Genomic DNA, 23,100 nt, shown 5'->3' on the forward strand with positions numbered 1-23,100 from the left:
ATGTCTTACTTGAAACGTTTTTTTCGATTCCTGTTCTCGCGGCAGATGCTCGCGTTCATCGCGGTCGCGCTGCTGTCGCTGGCGGTGTGGTTCGTCGGCCCGCTGCTGGCCTTCGGCCAGCTGCATCCGCTCGAGGATGCCGGCCCGCGCGTGACCGTCATCGTGCTGCTGCTGGCGCTGCTGCTGTTCTGGCTGCTGGGGTGGCCGCTGAGCCCGGTCGCCGCCGTCGCGCTGTGTGTGCTGCTGTGGCACGCGGGGCCGCTGTTCGGGCTGGCCGAGCATCATCCACTGGCGCCGGTGTGGGTGCGCGTGCTGCTGATCTCGGTGATCGTCTTCTGCTACTCGGCCTATGGCCTGTACCGGCTGTGGCACGCGGTGCGCGCCAACCCGGACCTGCTCAAGCGGATTCTCAATCCGTCCTCCGACAAGGCCGACCCGGTGGCGCGCGACGAGATCCGCACGGTCAGCCTGGTGGTCGCCAAGGCGGTCGGGCAGCTCAAGCGGCTGCGCGGCGGCACGCTGCGCACGCGCGTGCTCGAAAGAGGCCGCCATCTGTACGAGCTGCCGTGGTACCTGATGCTGGGCACGCCCGGCTCCGGCAAGACCAGCGCCATCCTGGGCTCCGGGCTGGAATTCCCGCTGGCCGACCAGATGGGCGCGCAGTCGGCGCCGCGCGGCGCGCGCGGCACCGCCAACTGCGACTGGTGGTTCGCCAACGAGGCGGTGCTGATCGACACGGCCGGGCGCTACGTCCAGCACGAGAACCGGAGCGACGCACAAGTCGAGCAAGCCGGACAGGCCGAGCAGGCCGAACAAGCCGGAGATGACGAACGCGGCGAACAAGGCCAGCAAAGCAGACCGGCCGCGGCGGTCAACGCGGCGGAATGGCGGGGCTTCCTCGGCCTGCTGCGCAAGCACCGTCCGCGCGCGCCGGTCAACGGCGCCATCCTGGCCATCAGCGCGGCCGAACTGCTGGACAAGTCCGACGGCGAGCGCACCGCGCTGGCGGCCAGCCTGCGCGCGCGGCTGGGCGAGCTGCGCAACCAGCTCGGCATCCGCTTCCCGGTCTACGTGCTGGTGACGAAGCTCGACCTGCTGCCGGGCTTTCCCGAGTATTTCCAGTCGCTGAGCGCGGAAGGGCGCGCGCAGGCCTGGGGCTTCACGCTGCCGCACGGCGGCGACGGCGCCTCGGCCGAGGTCGCCGACCTGCGCCAGCATTGCGCCGGCGAGCTCGCGCAACTGGAGGCGCGCATCGACGCCGGCCTCAACAACCGCCTGCTCGAGGAGTACGACAACGACCGCCGCAAGACGCTCTACGCGCTGCCGCGGGAATTCCGCAGCCTGTGCGCGGTCCTGGTCGACACGCTCGGGCTGGTGTTCCTCGACTCGCGCTACGACGACACGCAGTTGCAGACCACCATGCGCGGCGTCTATTTCACCAGCACCGAGCAGACCGGCCAGATCGTGCCGGCCGACCGCGAGACGCTGATGCAGCGCCTGCGGCGCCGGCTCGCCAGGCTGCGCCCGGACGACGGCGCGGCCGAGGCCGCCCGCGCCGACGCGGCGCCGCCGGTCCACCGCGGCTACTTCCTGCGCGACGTGTTCCGGCAGGTGATCGTGCCGGAAGCGCACCTGGTGCGGCCCAACCTGAAATGGGAGATCCGCCTGTGCATGGTGCGCTGGGCCGGGCACCTGCTGGTCGCCACGCTGTTCCTGTGGCTGGTCAGCGCGCTCACGGTGAGTTTCGACAACAACCGCGCCTACCTGACGGTGATCTCGCAGAAGACCGGCGAGCTGGCGGCCAGCGTCAAGGCCTACAACAAGGCGCCGCGGGCGGGCGCCATCGCCGGCATGCTGGACGCCTCGCGCGACCTGCCGCAGTACCGCAGCCTCGATCTGCTCGCGCCGGGCGGCGCCTACCGCTACGGCCTGTACACGGCGCCCGTCATCGTCGATGCGTCGCGGACGACGTACTCGAGCCTGCTGCACCAGGCCCTGTTCCCGCAGGTGGTGCGCCGCGTCGAGACCGTGCTGGGCGCGCAGGTCGACGCCGGCAACGCCGACGAGGTCTACCGCACGCTGATGGCCTACCTGATGCTCTACGACGACAAGCGCTTCGACGCGCAGACGGTCGGGAACTGGGTGCTGCGCGACTGGGAGCGCACCGACGGCGCCACGGCGATGGGCGGCCGCGAGGCCATGAGCCAGCATCTGGACGCCATGTTCGCCGCGCGCCCGGCCCGACCCGGCGTGCCGCAGGACGCGGCGCTGGTGCAGCGCGCGCGCAGCTTCCTGAGCAGCAACCCGGCGCCGCGCCGGCTCTACGAGCGCGCGATGGCCTCGATGGAGAAGGAAGCGCCGGAGAACTTCACGCTGGCCCGCGCGGCCGGCATCCAGGGCGCGTCGATCTTCGTGCTGGCCGACGGCACGCGGTACGAGCGCGGCGTTCCCGGCCTCTACACCTATGACGGCTACCACGAGGTCTTCGGCAAGCGCCTGCCCGAGTTCCTGGCGCGCGCGCAGAGCGACGACGCCTGGGTCATGGGCCGCGCCGAGGCCGCCGCGGCGCCGCTGGGCGGGCTGCGCAACACCAGTCTGGTGGCGGGCAGGTCGGCCATTGCCGACGACATCCGCCGCCAGTACCTGACCGACTACGGCAACCACTGGCAGCAGTTCCTGGCCGACGTGCGGCCGGCGGCGGCCGGCACGCAGAGCGTCGGCGGCACGCTGGCGCTCGATCTCAACACGCTGCGCGTGCTGGCCTCGCCGGATTCGCCGCTGGTGCGGCTGGCCCGCGCCGCCGTGCGCGAGACCTCGCTGTCGCTGGCCGGGCGCGAGGAGGATTCGTCGCTGGCCGACATGGCGCTGGCTGCGGTGGGGCGCAAGTCCGGCACCGCGCAGGCGGCGGCGACCACCGCCGCCAGGATTGCCGCGCAGCGGCCCGAGCAGCGGCTGGAAAAAGAGCTGGTGGACAACCGCTTCGCCGCGCTGCGCGAGGTCGTCACCGGCCAGGCGGACACCGGCAGCGGCCCGGCCATGAGCAATCCGCCGGTCAGCGGCAGCAAGGCGCTGCAGCTCGACGCGCTCATCGCGCTGCTCAACGAGCAGTACACGCGCCTGGCGGTGGCCGACAACGCGCTGGCCAGCAGCAGCATGCCGCCCGCGCTGGACATCGGCACCACGCTGCAGATGGAGGCCGACAAGCTGCCCGCGCCGCTGCGGCTGGTGCTGGGCGGCATCGCCTCGCAGTCGGCCAGCAAGGTCGGGCGCGAGGTGGGCGCGCTGCTGGCGCTGCAGATGGATTCCAGCGTCGGCGCGAGCTGCCGCCTGGCCATCGAGGGGAAATATCCGTTCGCGGCCAGCAGCCAGGAAGTCGACATCGAGGACTTCAACCGCGTGTTCGCCGCGGGCGGCCTGCTCGACGACTTCTTCCAGAAATCGTTCGCCAGTTATGTGGACACCAACGTCAGGCCGTGGCGCTACAAGGCGCTCAATCCCGGCATGCCGCCGATCCAGGGGCCGAGCCTGGAGCCGTTCGAGCGCGCCGCGGCGATCCGCGAGCTGTTCTTCCGCGAGCCCGGCGCCAAGCGCATGGCGTGGAAGATGGATGCCAGGATCGCCGCCATCGACCCGGAGATCACCGAACTGGCGGTCGACGTGGACGGCCAGGGCCTGCGCTACGCGCACGGCCCGGTGCGGCCCTTCGCGCTGAGCTGGCCCGGGCCGCGCGGCGGCGCGGTGGCCGAGATCACGGCCAGGCCGCGCATCCGGCCCGACACCTCGACGATCGTCGCCAGCGGGCCGTGGGCGCTGTTCCGGCTGATCGAGCGCGGCCGCCTGAGCGGCACCGCGTCGGCCAGCCGGCTGGTGGTGGATTTCGATTTCGACGGCCGGCACGCGGCGCTGGAACTGGTCACGGGCGGGCAGTTCAACCCGCTCGCGACCAGCCTGCTGAAGGACTTCCGCTGCCCCGGCACCGCCGCGGGCCGCGGCCCCGGCGGCGCGCGCAAGATGGCCGCGGCGCGGCCGGACGGCGCCGGGCTGCCGGCGGTGCATTGAGCCGGCCGGCGGCATGGCCCCTTACTCGTCAACAGGACAATAGGCGGATTCATGAACATCAGGGACGCTGACACCTACACCTTCGACAAGCTGCCGAGCCGGCATGAGCCGGATACGCGCGCGCTCGAGCGCGCCATCGCCTCGAACTGCACCACGCTGCGCAGCCGCCACCGGGAATACCGGGAAATCGTCGCCTTCCGGCGCCTGCCGCACGCGAAGAAGCTGGAGAGCGCGCTGTGGCGCGCCGCCTGGCGCCTGCGCGAGGTGGACGGCGCCAGGGTGGCCGCGCTGTGCGCCGCCGGCAACCTCCACACCATTGCCGGCATGCTCGGCGAGTGGCTGGGCGTCCACGCGACGCCGGTCGGATGGGTGAAGGGCATCGCCACGGCGGCGGGGGAGCCCGCCGTGCCGGGGCCGCGGGCGGTCTACTGCATGCGGCGGGTGGCCGAGTTCGGCCAGAAGATCGTCGACGCGCGTGGTCCGAGGGATCTCGACCTGGCTGCCGATTACCTGGTCGAGGCCGCGCAGGGCATCGGCGCCGATCTACTGATCGAGGTGCTGCTGCGGCGCGCGCAGGTGCGCGTGCAGCCGCCCCTGAACAGCGGCGGCGCCCGGCCCTGAGCGGCGCGGTGCGAAGCCGCGCGGCCGGGCCGGCCGCGTGGCGCAAATTTGTTTGGTTGAGTAGGATCGAGAGGACTGTATGTCAATGAATTCTTCTGCGAGCCGGATTGTCCAGGATCACACGGTGGCCATCCGCAGCGACGCGATGCCCCGGTTGCTTGGCCAGCCGGCACTCCGGTTCCTGTCCCTGCGGGGCGAGGAGCATCTCGGGAAGCTCTACGCATACGAGCTGCTCCTGCGCACGCCGGATGACTTCCACGTGCCGCTGTCCACCAGTGCCAATCTGGACCTGAAGGCGATGATCGGCACGGAAATGACGGTCAGCCTGCAGCTCGACGGCATCGGCACGGGGGCGCTGGGCGGGGTGGGCGCGGGCGTGCGCGAGATCAGCGGGCTGGTGGTGAAGGCGGGCTTCCTGCGCGGCGAGGGCCGCTACAACATCTACCGCGTGGAGCTGCGGCCCTGGCTGTGGCTGGCCACGCTGACCAGCGACTACAAGATCTTCCAGGACAAGACCGTGGTCGAGATCATCGACACGGTGCTGCACGACTATCCCTATCCGGTGGAAAAGCGCCTCGACATCGAGAAGTACTCGGTGCGCGGCGAGAGCGAGCGCAACGAGCCGCGCGCGTTCCAGGTCCAGTACGGCGAGACTGATTTCGACTTCATCCAGCGTCTGATGGAGGAGTGGGGCATCTACTGGTTCTTCGAGCACACCGACAACAAGCACCGCCTCGTGCTGTGCGACCACATCGGCGCGCACCGCAAGTCGCCCAGCGAGGCCTATCACGAGCTGGTCCACCATCCGGACGGCGGCAAGATCGACATCGAGTACATCGGCTACTTCTCCACCGACGAGGCTTTGCGGCCGGGCCGCGTGGTCATTGACGACTTCGACTTCACGCGCCCGCGCGCGCTGATCGGCACCTCCAACCACCAGCCGCGCGAGACCAACTGGGGCGAGGGCGAGCTCTACGAGTGGCCGGGCGACTACACCGACAGCAAGCACGGCGAGCTCATCAGCCGCGTGCGCATGGAGGAGCGGCGCGCGCCCGGCACGCGGGCCTACGGCAAGGGCAACGTGCGCGGCATCGGCTGCGGGCAGACCTTCGTCCTGACGCGGCACCAGCACGAGGAAGCGAACCGCGAATACCTGGTGATCGAATCCGCGCTGGCGCTGACCGAGGTCGCCGACGAGACCGGCAGCGGCCATCGCTACGAATGCAACAACGAGCTGGTGGTGCAGCCCACCGGCGAGGTCTTCCGCATGCCGCGCGAGACGCCCAAGCCGACCACGCACGGCCCGCAGTCGGCCATCGTGGTCGGGCCGCAGGGCCAGGAGGTGTGGACCGACGAATTCGGCCGCGTCAAGGTGCGCTTCCTGTGGGACCGCTACGCGCGCAACGACGCCACCGACTCGTGCTGGGTGCGCGTCAGCCAGGCCTGGGCCGGCACCAACTTCGGCGGCATCTACATTCCGCGTATCGGGCAGGAAGTGATCGTCGGCTTCCTGAACGGCGACCCGGACCGCCCGCTGATCCTCGGCAGCCTCTACAACACCATGACGCCGCCGCCGTGGGACCTGCCCGCGGAAGCGACCAAGAGCGGCTTCAAGAGCAAGACCATCACCGGTGGGCGGCAGAACTACAACGCCATCCGCTTCGAGGACAAGCTCGGCGCGGAGGAGGTCGAGATCCAGGCGGAGAAGGACATGAACCGCCTGACCAAGAACAACGAGTCGCACACGGTCGGCGTGAACCTCTCGCTCGGCGTGGGCCTGACGTACTCGTGCTCGGTCGGCGCGACGTTTACCAGCATCGTCGGCGGCGCCGCCAGCTATTCCGTGGGCGGCGCCGAGTCGACCCAGGTCGGCGGCGCGTCCGCGCTGAACGTCGGCGGCGCGCGCGCGGTCGCGGTCGGCGGCGCCTACTCGACCTCGGTCGGCGGCGTCTACGCGCTGGCCGTGGGCGGCCTGATCAACTTCTGCTGCGGCGCGGCCGGGATCACGCTGTCGCCCGATGGCAGCATCAAGATCGTCGGCACCAAGATTCGCATCATCGGCAGCAGCCACGTGGTGATACAGGGCTCGCAGGTCGATCTCAACCCGGGCGACTCCGACAGCGCCGCCAGCGGCGGCGGCGGCGGCAGCGGCGTCGTGCCGCCGATCCCGCTGCCCGCGTTCGGGTTCTCGGTGACGGCGCCGAAGCTGCGGCCGTTGCCGCCGGCGCCGGAGCCGTCGACGCCGAAGCCGTCGACACCGGAGCCGTCAACGCCTGAGCCGTCGACACCAGAACCGTCAACCCCTGAGCCGTCGACACCGGAGCCGTCAACGCCGGAGCCATCGACACCAGAACCGTCAACGCCTGAGCCGTCGACACCAGAGCCGTCAACGCCGGAACCATCGACACCGGAGCCGCCCGAGACGTATCCCGAAACTACAGGTGATGTCGATTGATCCGGCGCCGCCGCGGTCCCTCCGCGGGACCGAAAAGGGGCCGCGGCGTTTACGCGAACCAGGGCGCAGTCGCCCCATTTCTTCTGAAGGAGATTCATCATGGGTAGTCCCGCAGCAAGGCTCGGCGACGCCATCGGCCACGGCGGCGTGGTCGTCACGGCCTCGGGCGACGTGTCCATCAACGGCATCCCCGCCGCCTTCGTCGGCGGCAGCATCGCCGTGTGCGGGCCGCACTGTTCCGCGCAGGCGGTGGTGCTGGGTTCCGGCTCGGTTTTCATCAATGGCCTGCCGGCGGCGTTCGTCGGCAGCCTGACGTCATGCGGAGCGCCCATCGTCACGGGCTCCGGCGACGTCTCCATCGGCGGTTGAGCAAAGGAGAAGCATGAGCGGGATCGGAGGACTGGGCGGCGTGCTGGCCGGCCTGGAAGGCGTGGTGCTGGAATCGCTGGAGGTGGCGCCGCCGGCGGGCCGTTTCCGGCATCAGCCGGGCGACCTCGCGGGGCGCTACGGCGCGCGCCGCGCGCTCTCGGGGCTGTTGTGCGAAACGGTGGACATGACCACCGGGGCCAAGATATGCCTGCCGTGGAACGAGGCCGATTTCGCGCTGCCCGGACGCCTGCCGATCACCTGGAACCGCTTCTATTCCAGCCTGCTGCCCGGCGGCGGGCTGCTGGGACCGGGCTGGCGCTCGCCCTGGGAAGTCACGCTCGCGCGCGTGCACGACCGGCTGGTCTACACCGACGAGCAGGGCCGCGCGCTGTCGGTGCCGGCGCCGGCGCGCGGCGCCCAGGTCATCGTGTCGGCGGAGCAGCTGCACATCGCCTGCCTGCCCGACGGGCGCATGGTGGTGGCCGACCTGACGCCGCGCTACCGCGTGTTCGGGGACTTCGACGCGCGCGGCGTGGCGCGGCTGAAGTACGTCGAGGACATCCACCAGCATCGCATCGGCTGCATCTGGGACGAGGCCGGCCGCCTGCTGCGCATGCGCGGCACCTGCGGGCACGAGCTGCGCCTGCACTACGCGCAGGCGAGCTCGCGCCTGACCGGCATCGAGTGCGTCGACGGCGGCGCCGCCGGCTTCCTGGCCAGGTACGGCTACGACGCGCACGGCCAGCTTGCCGAGGTGCGCAACCGGCTCGGCGACGTGGTGCGCCGCTTCGCCTATGCCGGCGGGCGCATGGTCGAGGAGACCGGGCCGCTGGGCCACGTCACGCGCTACGTGTGGCAGCCCGTGGGCGGCGCGCAGCGCGTGGCCGAGCGGATCACCAGCGACGGCGCGCACGAGCGCTGCACCTACCGCATCGAGAACCGCACCAGCCAGGCGGTCGACGTGTTCGGCCACGCCGCGCATTGGCAGTACGACACCTGCGGCCGCGTGCGCGCCCACGTCGGCTTCGACGGGCGCCGCCACGTCTTCGAATACAACGACGCGGGATGGCCGGTCATGCTGGCCCTGCCCGGCGAGCGGCGCCTGCGCGCGGTCTACGACAACCTGGGCCGCGTCACGCAGGAGATCGACCCGCTCGGCGCCGAATGCTCGCGGGTCTATGCCTTCGCCACCGGCAAGCTCGTCAGCATCCGCCATGACGACGGCCGGACCTGGCTGTGGCAGCGCAACGACCGCCTGCAGGCGGTGCGCCGCCAGTCGCCGCGCCACGGCATCACGCAGATCCGGCACGAAGAGCAGGACGGCGGCCTGTCGGAGCACCGCACCGACGAGCAGGGCCAGGCGACCGTGCTGGAGTACGACGCGCGCGGCCAGCTGGCGCGGTGCGTGGAGCCGGGCGGCCGCGCCACCGCCTATGGCCGCGACGCCGCCGGCCACGTCGTGTCCGTCATCGACGCGCAGGGCGCGCTCACCAGGATCGAGCCCGACCGGCTGGGCCGCCCGCTCGTGGTGACGCTGCCGGACGGCCGCGAGGAGCGCCACGCCTGGAACGCCGCAGGCCAGCCGGTGTCGTGGACCGGCGCGGACGGGCAGACCCGGCACTGGCACCGCGACGCGCGCGGCAACGTCGTGCGCGCGGTCGACGAGGAAGGCCACGTCACGCTGCACGAGTACGACGCGCACGGCCGCCGCACGCGCACCGCAGGCAGCAACGGCGCGATACAGCAACTGGCCTGGGACCCGGCCGGGCACCTGCAGTCGGTGACGGATGCCGACGGCGTGCGGCGCGAGTTCGCCTACGCGGCGGCTGGCACGCTGGGGCAGGTCACGGCCACCGCGGGCGCGCTCGCGCGCACCGAGACGTTCGACCACGACGCGCTCGGGCGGCTGGTCTCGCGCGAGACGCAGCATGCCCGCTATCGCTTCATCTACACGCGCCGGGGACTGCCCGAGGCGGTCGGCTACGAGCCTACCGAGGCGGGGCGCGCGCTCGGCCTGGAGCCGGACACGATCCGCTTCGAATACGACGCGCTCGGCCGCATGACCGCCGAGCACGGCGCCAACGGCACGCTGACCTATCTCTACGACGCGGCCGGCCGCGCGACCGAGGTCACGCTGCCGCACGGCCAGACGGTCAAGACCGAGCACGACGAAGCGGGCGCGCCCGCGCTGCTCGGCCTGGGCAGCGGCCAGGACATGCATGGCATCGCCGCGTTCCAGCACGACGCCATGCGCCGCTGCGTGCTGCGCTCGCAGGGCGCGCTCTATCTCCACACTCACTACACCGAGACCGGCTGGCCGCTGCGCTGGTTCGCCATGACCGCCGTGCCTGGCGAGAACGGCGAGATGGCACCGGGCGAGGTGCTGCAATGGCGCGAGCTGCAATATAGCACTGCGGGCAACCTCGCGCGCCTGGACGACCGCTATGACGGCCGCATCCATTTCGACTACGACCGGCGCGGCGCGCTGCTGCGCTGCGTGTCGGACGACCTCGGCATCGAGTATTTCACGTGGGACGGGGCCGGCAACCTGCTCGACACGCCGCGCGCCGGCTGGCAGCCCGCCATCTACGCGGACCACCGTCTGCTCGAGTGCCGCGGCTACCGCTACGAATTCGATGCCTGGGGACAGGTGACGGGCAAGCACGGCGCGGCCGGTGCGCTGTCGCTGGAGTGGGATGCCGAGGGCCGGCTCGTCGCCGCGCGGCAGCGCGACAGCGTGGTGCGCTACCGCTACGACGCGCTGGGCCGCTGCATCCGCCGCAGCGCCGGCCCGGCCGAGCCCGGCCTGGCCGGACTGCAGGGGCTGCCCGGATTGCCGGGGTCACTTTTTGGCGGCGCGCAGGACGAGGCCACGCAACTGGTCTGGCAGGGCGGCCGCTTGGCGCAGGAGCGCACCGGCGACAGCATCCGGACCTATCTGTACCAGCCGGCCGCGGATGGCCTGACGGCCTACGCGCCGCTGGCCTGCGTGGATCAGAAGCGCCTCGAGGACGGCACGCTGGGCCCGATGCGCGTGCTGCACTATCACACCGATGGCGCCGGCACCGCCGTGGCGCTCACCGACGAGAGCGGCGAGCCGGTCTGGCGCGGCCGCTACAAGGCCTGGGGCGGACTGGCGCCGTCGACCGGCCTGCGCGAGCAGGCGCGGCAGCCGCTGCGCTTCGCGGGGCAATACGCGGACGAGGAAACCGGACTGCATCTCAATGGCGCGCGCTTCTACGATCCCGACGCCGGCCGTTATCTGAGCCCCGACCGCACCGCGCCGGCCGGCGCGAGCCCGTACCGCTACGTGTTCAATCCGCTGACCGGCGGCAATCCGGACGGGCATGCGGTGCAAATGGCGCGCATGCAGCCATGCGCGCCCGCGCTCCGGATGTCAGGCCTCGACCGCCTGCTCTATCCGTCCCAGTTGCTCACCGGCATCGTCGAGCAGTTCGACGACGTAGCTGGCGGGAAGCTGCCCGAGCCCGGAGGTGAAGATTAGGTTGCGGTCGAACCACTCGCCGCGCATGGCCTGGCCGAATTCCTCGGCCTCCATGACGCGATGGTGCAGCACGCTGCCTGTGGCGTCATGGACGGTCATGCGGCAGGTGTGGACTTTCGTCGATGCCGCGTTCATTGTCTTCCGATGCAGGCACAGGCGCAGCTCGTTCGAGCGTACCAGCGATGCCTTCCACTCCGCTTCGGTGCCACGCGCCGGCACCATTCCCTGCGCCGGCGGCGCGGCCTCGAGGGTCGCGCGCTGCACGCCGCGATGGGTGAAATCGATGCCCGCGTAGGTCTCGTACTCGGCGAGCGTGCGCTCGCTGCCCAGTCCGTACGGGCCGAATTCGGCGTCGCCGCGCGGCTCGCCGTCGATGCCGAACAGCGCGCGATTGCGCTGGTACGACATATTGTCGCGTTCCCCCCAGTACATCGGAATCGCGCCGTCGGCCTTGGCCTGCGCCGAGTGGTCGTCCCAGATCTTGGTGCGGCCCTTGCGCGTGTACTCGTGCCAGGCGATCAGCCGATGCGGGTGATAGAGATCGTAGCCGTGGGTATAGGCGCGCGCGGCGATCGAGATTTCCTCGCCAAGGAAGAAATACTGCGGATCATGTTGCACCTCGACCGAGAAACTCCCGTCGGCGAACGTGAAATGGCCACTGTAGAAGCGCGCCGGAACGGGTTGCCGCGGTGTCGCGTGCGACAGCCGGGCCGGGCAAAAGACCACCACGCCCCGCTTGCTGAAGTGGCTGAAGCGCATTTCGAGCTGGTTCTGGCGGCGCCCGCCGGGATCGTCGTGCGGAAAATACGACGGCAGGTATGCCGTGAGGACCGGCTTGGGGCTGGCCGCGCGCAGCGACTCCAGCATGTCGGTCAACTGGCTGTCCCAGCCATCGACGAAGCGGTGGTGCGAGTCGAGCTGCAGCGTGTAGCGCTCGGCGCGGTACTGCTGCTGGATCAGGTTGCGCGCCCAGCAGGCGCCCTGCGATGCCATGTGCGGCACGTCGATCAGTTCGATCGACGCATCGCCATAGGCCAGCGTATGGACCGTGTGCTGGCCGCTGGCATCGAGGCGCCACTTGGCGAAGCCGCGCGCGAAGAATTCGCTGACGGTCTCGTGCAGCGCGTGCTGCCAGCACACGACGATGCGCAGCATGTCGGGCCGGTCCGCGCGTTCGATCAGGTCGCGCAGCGTCGGGATCAGCTCGGGGTCCCGGTAGCTGGCCATCTGGACAAAAATCGTGGGTTTCATTTCATGAGATGCGGTGATGAGAAGGGAAGGTGTTCGTTCACAGGATGCTCAGCGTGACGGTCGCCGTGGCCTGGATCTGGCCGGCCGTGGGGGTCCGGCTGCCGACCCGCAGCACCGTGGCGTCGAGCGAGAAGCTGGACGCCATCGCGCCATACGGCTCGTGTATGAGCGCGCTGTTGCTGTCGTTGGGCTTGAGGACGTAGGACGTGCTCCGGTCCGCCAGCCGGATCGCCAGGTTGGTGGCGCCGGTGTTGCGGATGAAGCGGGGATCGTCGCCGTCGGGCGTGCCGGCCAGCGTGGCGGTGATCGTGGCGGGCGGGGTCGGGCCGGAGCAGCGCACGGTGAAATCGACCTGCCGCGTGGGGCCCGCGGTGGTGGAGACGTCGGCCGGGCCGAACGGACCGAAGTCGATGTTCAGCGTGCTGCTGTCGACATGACACTTCGGCAGGACCTTGAGTTCGATGCTGTTGACGCTGATGTGCCCGAGTGCCGGAGCAGGCAGGTCGCCGTAGAAGGTGGCAACCGTTCCCAGATTCACCACCGACCGGCTCGGCATGTTGTTGCCGGTCTTGATCAGCTCCATGCGGTATACCGCCCCGGCATTGATGTTGTAGTACACACTGCTGCTGCCTGCCCACGGGAGCGCGACCGGCATGACGTCGACACGCCCGTTGTTGGGGCGCTGATAGCTGAGCCGGAAGCCGACGCCGGGGATGCCGGTGTCATAGATTTTCTGTCCCAGCACGGAAAGCGTGAACGGTGCGAAGAACCCGTAGTTGATTGTCCCGGACGGAGTGATGCAGATGGCAAACCGGAGCCGGTCGTCCATTCTGTATTCGCCTGTCGCGATCGTTTCGCCGATGCCGAGGTCGGGATCGACCTCGGCCGGCCCCGGGAAGTTGATCTGGAACGACGAATACGCCTGGGCTCTGATACCTTCGACGTTGACCGAGTAGTCGATCTCCGGCTGCGTCATCGGCCGGCATTCGGCGAAGGCGCCCGGCGATGCGGCGAGCAGGCCGGCGGCGGACAGGGAGGCCAGTAGCGCGAAAGGTCTTTTCATGGCTGGAAGGGAGTGAGATGGGAACGGCGTGGAAACGAGGCGGGTCCGGGGCGGAAACCCGCGCGGAAGTCGGGGGCGCTGGATAAACGGGAAGGCCGGCCCGGACTACGCATCGACGGCGTCCCACAGCGGCAGCAGGTCGGCGGGGATGATGTGGGCCAGCTCGGAGAAGCGCTTGCCGACCATGCGCTCGGCCTGCCGCAGCAGCACGATGACCGGGCTGCTCGGCTCGTTCTCCTCGAACCACAGGCGCGTGTCGCGGATCGCGGCGAGCGCCTGCCAGCGGTCGGCCGGCGGGCCGGCGCAAGGGCGCGGCGCGTCCGCGGGACCGGCGGCTGCCGGCAGCGCGGGCGCCGCCGGCGGGGCCGCCCGCGTGTCCGGCGCATTGGGCGCATCCGCCGTGTCGCCCGTGTCCGGCATGTCCGCCGCCGGCGCGGGAAGTCCGGCGGGCTGGGCCGCCGCCGCGTGGGGCGATTCCAGGCTGGCCGGCGCGAATGGCTGCAGCAGCTTCGTCAGCGCGCCGAGGTCGGGCGCGTCGGCGCCGAGCGTTTCCCGGCTCCACGCATCGAGTTCGGCGGCGCTCCGCTGCGCCTCGGCGAGCGCCACCACGGCCGGGTCGCGCCTGGCCCACAACTCGCGCAGCAGCCGGCTGGCCGATTCCGGCGCCAGAGCGTCCTTCTGGCGCGGCACGGCGAAGGCCTTCTCGATGTCGCGCAGCTGCAGTTGCAGCCCCGCCGTCTTGGGCAGCGGGATGTCGCGCGCGTCGGCCAGCGCGCCGTCGGCGTCGGCCAGTGCGGCGATGGCGTTGGCGCACACCACGGGGTCGGGCTCGCCCTCGAAGAACGGCACCGGGTGGAGCGCGTCGCCGTAGCGGTCGAGCATGGCCTTGAGCAGCGCGAGGCTGTCGCGCAGGCCGGCCGCGCCGCCCTGGCGGGTGCGGCAGCGGGCCAGGATCACGGCCAGGCGGATGTCCTTGGTCCGCAGCAGCAGCGCGCGGCAGTCGCGCTCGGCCTCGGCCCAGTTGGCGGGCTGGGGCGCGTCGACGAAATCGCCGTACTGCGCGTCGGCCCGCGGCGCGATGGCGGCCTGCAGCATGACGAAGGCGGGATCGTATTCGAGGTCCGGGCCGCACGGCGCGTCGGCCGAGACGGGTTCCAGAAGATCGGCGTAGCGCAGCGCCGCGGCCGGCGTGTTCGCGTTCATGCGTGAAAATCTCCGAGGTCAGGCACAGTATTTCTCCGGCTCGAACACCATGCCGACGACCGGCAGGTCGTCCAGCGATTCGCCGAGCCAGGTGGAGTAGCCGAGCCGCTGCGCGGCGTCGGCGCGCGCCGGCGGCGCCGCGCGCGGCTTGACCAGCAGCTTGATTTCCCAGTCGTATTCGTAGCCGACGAAGGCGCGCACCCAGTCGACCAGCGTGGGCAGGTCGTCGCCGTGCGGCGTGAGGCGCAGGTACTGGTCCAGGTCCAGCGGGCCGATCACCAGCCGGAACTTGTGCTGGCAGTCGGGCACCATCTCGCCGAGCATGGCGCCCTCGCACACGATCGAGGACTCGGCCGGCGCGCCCAGCCGGGTGCGCTCCGGCCCGGCGACGCGGATCCAGTGCGCGACGTATTCGTCGACCGCCACCGGCACGCCGAAATAGTGGGACAGCGTGGCCGCCAGTCCGTCCGGGTTGCGCGCCTCGCGCACCAGGTGGGCCGAGGCGGCGTAGCGCGCGTGGGTCGGCGGATGGGTCAGCGCCGCCTCGGCGGTGTCCGTGCCCATCAGGCTGCCGACGTAGAACGAGAACGCCTCGTCGTCGGGGCGGTCGAGCGAGACGGTGGCCTGCGACGCGGCCCAGGCGCGGTAGAACAGCGTGAGCGCGCGCTGGTGGAACAGGTTGGCGAACGCGCTCAGCGTGTGGTCCTGGTGGCTCTCGGCGCGGGTGTAGGCCAGCTCCGTCATGTGCAGCGGCAGCGGCCCCTGCGGCCCCCACAGCCCGAGGCCGAACAGGCGGATGTCCAGGTGGCCGCCGCGCACGTCCAGCGCGGCGATCTCGCGCGGCGCGAAGGCCAGCGAAGGCTGCTGGCCGATGCGGAACGGTTCCTGGCCCGGCAGGCTCGCCGTGCCCGGCAGCGGCATGCCGGGCGCGCGCGCGGAGATCGCGCGCAGCAGGCCGAGGAAGCTGGACTGCCACGGCGCGCGCTCGTCGAACCACGCGCGCAGCGCGTCGGGATGGATCGGGGAGCCGGCGTCGACCGGATGCGGGGTGGGCGCGTGCATGGCTACACCGCCCCGCGGCCGCCCATGCGGGCCTTCCAGCGCGTGACGAGGCCGCGCTGCATCGAGCGCAGCTCGGTCTCGGTGAAGACGTTGATCGACACGTGGCGCGCCAGGTAGTGCTCCAGCACCAGCCCGAACAGGTAGGGGCTGACGCCGGAGAAGCCGGTCTCGTCCACGGTCAGCTCGCAGCGCACGCCGCGCCCGTAGACCAGCAGCCCGTGGCCGGGCAGGCGCCGCACCACGGGTTCGGTGCGCGCGCCGACCAGGCTGTCGATCTGCGCGGCCTGCTCGTGGTCGCCGCTGCCGACGAACAGCCGCAGCATGTTGCGCAGCGCCTGCCCGCCGTCGGCGTGGTCGAGCTCGGCCAGCGGCATGTAGTTGAAGCTGAGCTGGCGGATCAGCCGCCAGGCGGTCTCGCCGGCGGCGTAGGGCTCGCGCGGCACGCTCGGCGCGTGCACCAGGCTCACGCCCTCGATCGGCACCGATTCCTGCATGGTCAGGTCGCTGACGCCGTTGCGCGGGATCAGCCGGGGCAGGTCGCGGTTGGTGACCCAGGCCTCCACCGACAGGTAGCGGATGTCGTCGGCGTAGGGCGCCTCGGCCTGGTCGACCAGCGAGACGAAGACCTCGGTGCCGATGTACGGCGTGCGCGTGCCGTACTTGCGCACGTTGGCCGACAGCGTGCGCCGCTCGCGCAGGATGGAGAAGTAGCGGCCGTAGTTGCCGGTGTCGCTGTGCAGGGTCTGGTACAGCGGGTTGAAGACCACCTCGTTCGAGGTCTGCGCCTTCTGGCCGAACACGCGCGACACCGAGAAGACCTCATAGTCGAGCGGGCGGCTGCGGTCGGGCACCAGGTGGAAGGCGGTCAGCGCGCGGTTGATCTCGACGCGGTCGGTCCGCTTCGGGAACAGGTTGATGACGGGCGTGCAGAACAGCAGGAAGCGCGCGGCGTCGACGTGCGAGGTCAGGGTCTCGGGCAGGCGGTCGAGCAGCAGCACGATCTCCGCCTCCCTGCCGTCGATGGCCGACAGGCCGGCGCCGAGCTGCGTCAGCGCGAAGAAATAGAAGCGCTGGCGGCAGGTGAAATACTCCTGCAGCAGGTTGTGGCCGTGGAAGGTGTTCCACGGCACGGGCAGCAGGCTCTGGTCGGCGCGCAGCCCCTCGAAATCGACCGCGGCGCTGGACACCACATGACCTTCGCCGCGCGCCGCGCCGAACGCGCGCACCACCGAGGCGACGCTGCCGGCGTGGATCAGCTCGAACAGGTGCGAGGCGATGCGCTCGTCGCCGTTGATGTACAGCGGCAGGCGGTCGAGGCCGGCGATCTGCGAGAAGCGGATCTCGCCGACGGTGCGCAGGCGCAGCCGCAGCGCGCCGCGCAACTGCACGTGGGGCCGCAGGTGGCGCTCGGTGGGCGGCAGGTCGGGCGGGATCGCCGTGAGCTTGGCATCGACGATCTCGATCGGCCAGATGGTGACGTCGTGGCCGCTGCGAAACTCGCAGGCGGTCTGCTCGCCGGGCGGCACCGCCGAGCGCAGCACGCTGTGGCGCGGCACCTTGAAGCCCTTGCTGAAATTGCCCTCGCGCAGGCTCGGCCGCAGGCGCGCCACGCCCATCGACGGCGTGGGCGCCATGTAGTTGGGGTAGGTGACTTCGAGCAGGCGCTGGGTGAAACGCGGGAACTCGGCTTCGAGCTTGAGCTGGGTGCGCGCCGACATGAAGCAGAACGCCTCGATCAGGCGCTCCACGAACGGGTCGGCCACCTCGATGCCCTGCATGCCGAGCCGGCGCGCGATCTTCGGGTGCCGGGCGGCGAATTCGCCGGCCAGTTCCCGCATGTAGGTCAGCTCGCGGTTGTAGTGGTCGAGAAACTGCGGGTCCATGTCAGCTGCCTGTGCGTGCGCCCGGATCGAGCGTCACTTTGTTCATTTCGATGTCGAAGGTGCTCTGGATGCGGAACTCCAGCGGATACGGCGACCACTGCATGAGGCCGCTGATCTCGAACACCAGCTTGTTGTAGCTGGCCGCGCCGGGATCGGTCGCGGGGCGGATCGCCACCGACTCGGGAATCAGCCGCGGCTCGAAATGGATGACCGCGGCGCGCAGCAGTTTTTCGAGCGATTCCCAGTTGCGGTCGCTCAGGTAGCTGCCGGACAGCGGCGGCACGCCGTAGTTGACGACGGACGCGGCCGCCGCCGGAAAGCGCGCCGCGTCGAGTTCGCCGTCGAGATTGGTGGTGTTGAGCAGCAGGCTCAGGTCGCGCCGGATGATCCTGCGCATGCCCTCGCCGTCCGGCGCATAGGCGTCGGGGCGCTCGCTGCGCTTGTTGGGCGCGTCGTCCTGCAGCCGGTCGAGCAGCGACGGCAGGTAGGCGGGCCGGTGCCAGTTGTCAGGCTGCCGCATCGTCGTTTCCGTGCGCGAAGCGGCAACTGCCGAGGTCGAGCAGGCCCCAGTCGCCCTGGTCGGTGCTCCAGGTCTTCTGCCCCAGCCCGATCACGCCGGTGTCGCCGACGTCCGTCCAGCTCGTCTCGCGCGCCAGCCGGCACGGCGTCGGGCCCGCGTCGGAGCCGACGTAGCGGGTCGGCAGGTATCCCTTGAGGACCGTGGCGTCGCGCAGCACCGCGGTGGCCGGGCGCCACACCAGGTCGGTCAGCGTGCCGGCCGGCGTGAAGGTGAGCGACTGCATCTGCTCGAACGGAATCCAGCGGTAGCCGCCGGCCACCGCCATCTCGCAGACCGGGCCCAGGCGCGTGTCGCTTTCGGCCAGCCAGGCGAAGGCGCCCATCTCGGGGCTCTCGCCGGGGCTGACGGGCGCCTGCTCCAGCGCGGCGCGGCGCAGCGTGTCGGCCGTCGCCACGTCGCCGGCGCCGAGCCGGGCGTTGGCCTGCAGCAGCGTCTCGACCCACGCCGGCGCCGGCGCGATGAAGCCGGGCGTGCGCCGGCCGGCGAACACCTCGATGCGGAACAGCTCGCTCTGGATCAGGCCGCGATGCAGCTGGGCGCGGGCTTCGCCGGCGGGCTCCAGCGTGGCCCAGGTCTGGAGCTGCTTGAGCGCGCGGTTCCATTCGCCGTCGATGCACAGCAGCTGGAACAGCAGCCAGCGTTCCTGCGTATCGGCCGGGCGCTTGCGCACCGCTTCGGCGGTGCGCCGCTGCAACTGGTCGAGCGACTGCGTGCGCAGCATGCCGGCGAGCGTGGCGGCGCTGACGGCATCGGCGGCGGCGGTGGAAACGGTCATGTCAAGGTTGTTCGTCATCGTGGGGTTCCGGTGAAGGGTTCGTGTGTGCCGACGGCGCGTCCGCTGGCGCCTGCGCGCCGGTGCCGGCGGCCTGCGTGTCGGCGTCGATGTCGGCGCCGGCGTCCGCGCCGATGTCGGCGCCTGTCTCGTCCGGCGCGTCCGTGTCGGTGCGCGCCACCAGCATGGGGAAATGGCTGTCCACGCTGATCAGGTGGTGCTCCTGGCGGGCCAGCAGCGCGGCCTGCGACAGCGCCCGGCCGGCCTTGCGGGCCGGCGCGAGCAGCGCCAGGATCTCGTGGCGGTCTTCCTCGGCGAACAGGTGGTCGGCGCGGAAGGTGTCCATCTCGCCGAGCACGGTGTCGATGTTCTGCTGGCTGCCCAGCAGGTCGCCCAGCAGCGAGCCGGTCTCGAAGCGGCCCCGCGCGTCGAGGAACGGGTCCTCCGGCAGCGGCATGGCGACCTGGGGCCGCCCGATGGCCTTGAGCTCGTGCGCGTCGTGGTCGCGCTCGCGGTGGATCAGCGCGCGGCGGTACTCGGCGAGCAGGCCGGCCAGCGGGTCGGCATCGTCGTCGCTTTCCGGCAGCGCGCCCGGGCCGGCCAGCGGCTCCTCGTCGAAGATGAGCAGCGGCGCCGGCGCGCCCGCCGCCGCGTCGCGGTGCTGCATCGGGTCCGCCTGCGCGCCGGCCAGCGCGGCCAGGTCGCGGAAGTGGGCCGGCTCGCTGCGCGCCAGCGCGTTGCCGATGGCGATCAGGTCGGGCGGCGCGGGCGCGGCGTGGCCGTCCGGCGGCGGCGCTTCGCCGCCGGGCCGCGGAGCGTCGCTCCCGGCCGGGATGGGTTGGTGCGGCCCGGGATGCGCGTGCGCCGCCAGTTTCTCTCTCGACATCGTCAAAGGGTGGTATTTCGCCCGCCTCCATTTCATTTCCCGTTTCCGTTGCCAATGACGGCGCGGAGTGGGAAGGTGAAACGCGGAAGACGGAATAGCGTGTGATGCAAACCGGGGAGATGCTATGCCACGGGTCGATTTGTAGATATAGGAATTGTTCTAAATTTGGCGGCGCGGCGAATCGCCGATGTGATCCGCGCGTCGATCCGTGCGCGCGATCGCGGGCGGGAAATCCAGGCAGGACAAGGCAATACGCGCCGCCACGCCAGGGAAGTCGCGGCGCGCTTGCGGCGTGGGCAATGCGACGCTTATTCCCGTCCGGTATCGTGAATGCGGCATGTGCCAGGTGGATTTCTTTTATTCCGCCTCATGACATTGCCGACACAATTGAATGAAAGATTGATACTAGTCTTATTGGCAATCGGCAATGATCGCCATTAATGTCTTATTTTTTTCGCACGGCGGATTTCCCGCCCGGCGCTGCCCGCATTCCCGCCTGCATCCCCGCCCGCATCCGGCCCGCTTCCGACTCGCATCCCGCGCGGACAACGGTGCTCCCGATACGCCGCGCGGCGGATGCGCTCCCGCGCGCACGCCCCATCATTCACGGTCGAGACTATGACGATTTCACGACAGGCTTTGTTCGGCAAGCTCGGAAACTCGCTGTTCCGCAGCGTTGAATCCGCGACGACTTTCTGCAAACTGCGCGGCAACCCCTATGTCGAGCTGGTGCACTGGGTGCATCAACTGCTGCAGGCACCCGACGGCGACCTGCAGCGCATCCTCCGGCATTGCGAGGTCGACGCCGACGCGCTCGACCAGGACATCCTGCGCGCGCTTGCCGCGCTGCCCGCCGGCGCGAGCTCGATCAGCGACTTCTCGCATCACATCGAGACCGCGATCGAGCGCGCCTGGGTGCTGGCCACGCTCGATTTCGGCGACCGCCGCATCCGTGGCGCGTGGTTGCTGGCGGCGCTGGTCAAGACGCCGGAGCTGCGGCGCGTGCTGCTGTCGGTCTCGCCGGCGTTCGGCAAGATTCCGCTCGACGGGCTGCGCGAGATGCTGCCGGCGTGGATCGACGGCTCGCCCGAGGCCGACGACGCGCCCTACGACAACAGCGATTTCTCCGCCGCGCTGCCGGGCGAGGCATCGTCCGCGCTGGCCGCGCCGGCCGGCGGCGCGCCGCTCGAGCAGTTCTGCTCCGACCTGACCGCGCGCGCCCGCGCCGGCGAGATCGACCCGGTGGTCGGCCGCGAGCTGGAGATCCGCACCATGATCGACGTGCTGCTGCGCCGCCGCCAGAACAACCCGCTGCTCACGGGCGAGGCGGGCGTGGGCAAGACCGCGGTGGTCGAAGGGCTGGCGCGCGCCATCGTCGACGGCGACGTGCCGCCCAAGCTGGCCGACGTGCGGCTGCTGAGCCTCGACGTCGGCGCGCTGCTGGCGGGCGCCAGCATGAAGGGCGAGTTCGAGGCGCGCCTCAAGGGCGTGATCGAGGCCGCGGCGAAGTCCGCGATGCCGGTGATCCTGTTCGTCGACGAGATCCACACGCTGATCGGCGCGGGCGGGCAGGCCGGCACCGGCGACGCCGCCAACCTGCTCAAGCCGGCGCTGGCGCGCGGCACCATTCGCACCATCGGCGCCACCACCTGGGCCGAGTACAAGCGCCATATCGAGAAGGACCCCGCGCTTACGCGCCGCTTCCAGGTACTGCAGGTGCCCGAGCCGGAAGAAGCGGCCGCCATCGACATGGTGCGCGGCCTCGTGCAGACCTTCTCCGGCCACCACGGCGTGGTGGTGCTGGACGAGGCGATCCGCGCGGCGGTGACGCTGTCGCATCGCTACATCCCCTCGCGCCAGTTGCCGGACAAGGCCATCAGCCTGCTCGACACCGCCTGCGCGCGCGTGGCGCTGTCCCAGCACGCGCCGCCGCGCGAGCTGCAGGACGTGCGCCAGCGCCTGCAGGCCGCCCGCGTCGAATGCGAGCTGCTCGACAGCGAGCGGCGCATCGGCATCGGCAACGACCAGGCGATGGCCGCCGTGGGGCGGCGCATCGCCGCGCTGGAAGCCGACGAGCGCGCGCTGGAGGCGGGCTGGCAGGCCCAGGCGGGCGCCGCCCAGGCGCTGCTGCGCGCGCGCGAGGCCGGCATGCCGCCGGCGGCGCTGGCCGAGCTGGAGCAGGCGCTGTCCGACCTGCAGCAGGAGTCGCCGCTGGTGTTTCCCGAGGTCGGCGAAGCCATCGTGGCGGAGATCGTCTCCGACTGGACCGGCATCCCGGTCGGCCGCATGGTGACGGACGAAGTGGCCGCCGTGCAGGTCCTGCCCGATACGCTCGCGGCCCGTGTGATCGGCCAGGGCGACGCCCTGCGCCAGATCGGCGAGCGCGTGCAGACCGCGCGCGCGGGCCTCACCGACCCCGGCAAGCCGCTGGGCGTGTTCCTGCTCGCCGGCCCGTCCGGCGTGGGCAAGACCGAGACCGCGCTGGCGCTGGCCGAGGCGCTGTACGGCGGCGAGCAGAACCTCATCACGATCAACATGAGCGAGTACCAGGAAGCCCACACCGTGTCCGGCCTCAAGGGCGCGCCGCCCGGATACGTCGGCTACGGCGAGGGCGGCGTGTTGACCGAGGCGGTGCGCCGGCGGCCCTATTCGGTGGTGCTGCTCGACGAAGTGGAGAAGGCCCACGGCGACGTGCACGAGATGTTTTTCCAGGTCTTCGACAAGGGCTACATGGAAGACGGCGACGGCCGCTACATCGACTTCCGCAACACCACCATCCTGCTCACCAGCAACGTCGGCTCCGACCTGAGCGCGAACCTGTGCGCCGACGAGGCGCTCGCGCCGGACCACGAAGGCCTGTGCGCGGCGCTTGGCCCGGCCTTGCTGACGGTGTTCCCGGCCGCCTTCCTCGGCCGCGTGACCGTGGTGCCGTACCGCCCGCTGGCGCAGGAAGCGCTGTCGCGCATCGTCGCGCTGCACCTCGACCGCGTGGTCAGGCGCATGGCCTCGAACCACGCGATCGGCCTGACCTACGCGCCGGCGGTGGTCGACTACATCACCGGCCGCTGCCTGGTGCAGGAGACCGGCGCGCGGCTGCTGATCGGCTTCATCGAGCAGCACGTGCTGCCGCGCCTCGCCGCGCAATGGCTCGGCGCGTTCTCGTCGAAGCGCGCGCTGCGGCGCATCGAGATCGACGTGGCCGACGCGCAGGCGGCGCCCGCCGAGGCGTTCGTCTTCCGCGTGTTCGACGGCGACGCGCAGTGAATCCGGCGTGGCCAGGCGCGGGCACCGCAACGCGCGCGCGGCCGACGCCACGGTCCACGAGGCGGCGGTCGGGACGGGGCACGGCCCCGGTCGCGCGGCGCTGCAACGGCGGCGGTCCCGGCCACGC

14 protein-coding genes are annotated in these 23,100 nt (G+C 70.9%); 6 read left to right on the forward strand and 8 right to left on the reverse strand.

Going from position 1 to position 23,100, the window contains the following annotated elements:
• From tssM to KF708C_RS14485, 5 genes are all read left to right on the forward strand, one after another.
• Positions 1-4,059, forward strand: a complete 4,059-nt coding sequence (gene tssM / locus KF708C_RS14465) for a type VI secretion system membrane subunit TssM (RefSeq protein WP_059412361.1) — start codon at positions 1-3, stop codon at positions 4,057-4,059.
• A 51-nt stretch (positions 4,060-4,110) separates the two neighbouring features.
• Positions 4,111-4,680, forward strand: coding sequence for a hypothetical protein (locus tag KF708C_RS14470; RefSeq protein ID WP_020201802.1), 570 nt, complete (start codon positions 4,111-4,113; stop codon positions 4,678-4,680).
• A gap of 85 nt (positions 4,681-4,765) precedes the next feature.
• Positions 4,766-7,135, forward strand: a complete 2,370-nt coding sequence (locus tag KF708C_RS14475; protein WP_231586490.1) for a type VI secretion system Vgr family protein — start codon at positions 4,766-4,768, stop codon at positions 7,133-7,135.
• Between the two features lie 99 nt (positions 7,136-7,234).
• A complete protein-coding gene (locus KF708C_RS14480; RefSeq protein WP_020201804.1) occupies positions 7,235-7,504 on the forward strand; it encodes a PAAR domain-containing protein in 270 nt (89 codons plus the stop codon).
• 13 nt (positions 7,505-7,517) lie between these two features.
• On the forward strand, positions 7,518-11,009 hold the full coding sequence (locus tag KF708C_RS14485; RefSeq protein ID WP_059412363.1) for an RHS repeat-associated core domain-containing protein: 3,492 nt from the start codon (positions 7,518-7,520) through the stop codon (positions 11,007-11,009).
• Here the strand turns inward: KF708C_RS14485 and KF708C_RS14490 are convergent.
• The 8 genes from KF708C_RS14490 to KF708C_RS35660 form a co-directional block, all read right to left on the reverse strand.
• Positions 10,902-12,260, reverse strand: a complete 1,359-nt coding sequence (locus KF708C_RS14490; RefSeq protein ID WP_059412364.1) for a GlcNAc-transferase family protein — start codon at positions 12,258-12,260, stop codon at positions 10,902-10,904. The genes KF708C_RS14485 and KF708C_RS14490 overlap by 108 nt on opposite strands.
• A 37-nt stretch (positions 12,261-12,297) precedes the next feature.
• On the reverse strand, positions 12,298-13,323 hold the full coding sequence (locus KF708C_RS14495) for a fimbrial protein (protein ID WP_020201807.1): 1,026 nt from the start codon (positions 13,321-13,323) through the stop codon (positions 12,298-12,300).
• 105 nt (positions 13,324-13,428) lie between these two features.
• On the reverse strand, positions 13,429-14,526 hold the full coding sequence (locus KF708C_RS14500; protein ID WP_059412365.1) for an ImpA family type VI secretion system protein: 1,098 nt from the start codon (positions 14,524-14,526) through the stop codon (positions 13,429-13,431).
• 18 nt (positions 14,527-14,544) lie between these two features.
• Entirely contained in the window at positions 14,545-15,588 is a 1,044-nt protein-coding gene (tssG, locus tag KF708C_RS14505; protein WP_020201809.1) for a type VI secretion system baseplate subunit TssG, read from the reverse strand.
• Positions 15,589-15,590: 2 nt separating this feature from the next.
• A complete protein-coding gene (tssF, locus tag KF708C_RS14510) occupies positions 15,591-17,471 on the reverse strand; it encodes a type VI secretion system baseplate subunit TssF (protein ID WP_059412366.1) in 1,881 nt (626 codons plus the stop codon).
• 1 nt (position 17,472) lies between these two features.
• Positions 17,473-17,991: a type VI secretion system baseplate subunit TssE gene (tssE, locus tag KF708C_RS14515; protein ID WP_020201811.1), complete on the reverse strand. Its 519-nt coding sequence runs from the start codon at positions 17,989-17,991 to the stop codon at positions 17,473-17,475.
• Complete coding sequence (locus KF708C_RS14520) at positions 17,978-18,826, reverse strand: type VI secretion system accessory protein TagJ (RefSeq protein WP_059412367.1); 849 nt, start codon at positions 18,824-18,826, stop codon at positions 17,978-17,980. The genes tssE and KF708C_RS14520 overlap by 14 nt, the downstream gene beginning before the upstream one ends.
• A 1-nt stretch (position 18,827) precedes the next feature.
• A complete protein-coding gene (locus KF708C_RS35660; RefSeq protein WP_059412368.1) occupies positions 18,828-19,709 on the reverse strand; it encodes a TagK domain-containing protein in 882 nt (293 codons plus the stop codon).
• Positions 19,710-20,327: 618 nt separating this feature from the next.
• Between KF708C_RS35660 and tssH the strand changes: the two genes are divergently transcribed.
• Complete coding sequence (gene tssH, locus KF708C_RS14530; RefSeq protein WP_029043342.1) at positions 20,328-22,973, forward strand: type VI secretion system ATPase TssH; 2,646 nt, start codon at positions 20,328-20,330, stop codon at positions 22,971-22,973.
• The last annotated feature ends 127 nt before the right edge of the window (positions 22,974-23,100 follow it).

This window comes from Cupriavidus basilensis (assembly GCF_000876015.1).
GTDB lineage: Bacteria > Pseudomonadota > Gammaproteobacteria > Burkholderiales > Burkholderiaceae > Cupriavidus > Cupriavidus basilensis_B.

What these genes read in the sequence shown, in the direction of transcription:
- tssM (WP_059412361.1), top strand. Translation starts at nt 1, where the DNA reads ATGTCTTACTTGAAACGTTTTTTTCGATTCCTGTTCTCGCGGCAGATG.
- KF708C_RS14470 (WP_020201802.1), top strand. Translation starts at nt 4,111, where the DNA reads ATGAACATCAGGGACGCTGACACCTACACCTTCGACAAGCTGCCGAGC.
- KF708C_RS14475 (WP_231586490.1), top strand. Translation starts at nt 4,766, where the DNA reads ATGAATTCTTCTGCGAGCCGGATTGTCCAGGATCACACGGTGGCCATC.
- KF708C_RS14480 (WP_020201804.1), top strand. Translation starts at nt 7,235, where the DNA reads ATGGGTAGTCCCGCAGCAAGGCTCGGCGACGCCATCGGCCACGGCGGC.
- KF708C_RS14485 (WP_059412363.1), top strand. Translation starts at nt 7,518, where the DNA reads ATGAGCGGGATCGGAGGACTGGGCGGCGTGCTGGCCGGCCTGGAAGGC.
- KF708C_RS14490 (WP_059412364.1), bottom strand. Translation starts at nt 12,260, where the DNA reads ATGAAACCCACGATTTTTGTCCAGATGGCCAGCTACCGGGACCCCGAG.
- KF708C_RS14495 (WP_020201807.1), bottom strand. Translation starts at nt 13,323, where the DNA reads ATGAAAAGACCTTTCGCGCTACTGGCCTCCCTGTCCGCCGCCGGCCTG.
- KF708C_RS14500 (WP_059412365.1), bottom strand. Translation starts at nt 14,526, where the DNA reads ATGAACGCGAACACGCCGGCCGCGGCGCTGCGCTACGCCGATCTTCTG.
- tssG (WP_020201809.1), bottom strand. Translation starts at nt 15,588, where the DNA reads ATGCACGCGCCCACCCCGCATCCGGTCGACGCCGGCTCCCCGATCCAT.
- tssF (WP_059412366.1), bottom strand. Translation starts at nt 17,471, where the DNA reads ATGGACCCGCAGTTTCTCGACCACTACAACCGCGAGCTGACCTACATG.
- tssE (WP_020201811.1), bottom strand. Translation starts at nt 17,991, where the DNA reads ATGCGGCAGCCTGACAACTGGCACCGGCCCGCCTACCTGCCGTCGCTG.
- KF708C_RS14520 (WP_059412367.1), bottom strand. Translation starts at nt 18,826, where the DNA reads ATGACCGTTTCCACCGCCGCCGCCGATGCCGTCAGCGCCGCCACGCTC.
- KF708C_RS35660 (WP_059412368.1), bottom strand. Translation starts at nt 19,709, where the DNA reads ATGTCGAGAGAGAAACTGGCGGCGCACGCGCATCCCGGGCCGCACCAA.
- tssH (WP_029043342.1), top strand. Translation starts at nt 20,328, where the DNA reads ATGACGATTTCACGACAGGCTTTGTTCGGCAAGCTCGGAAACTCGCTG.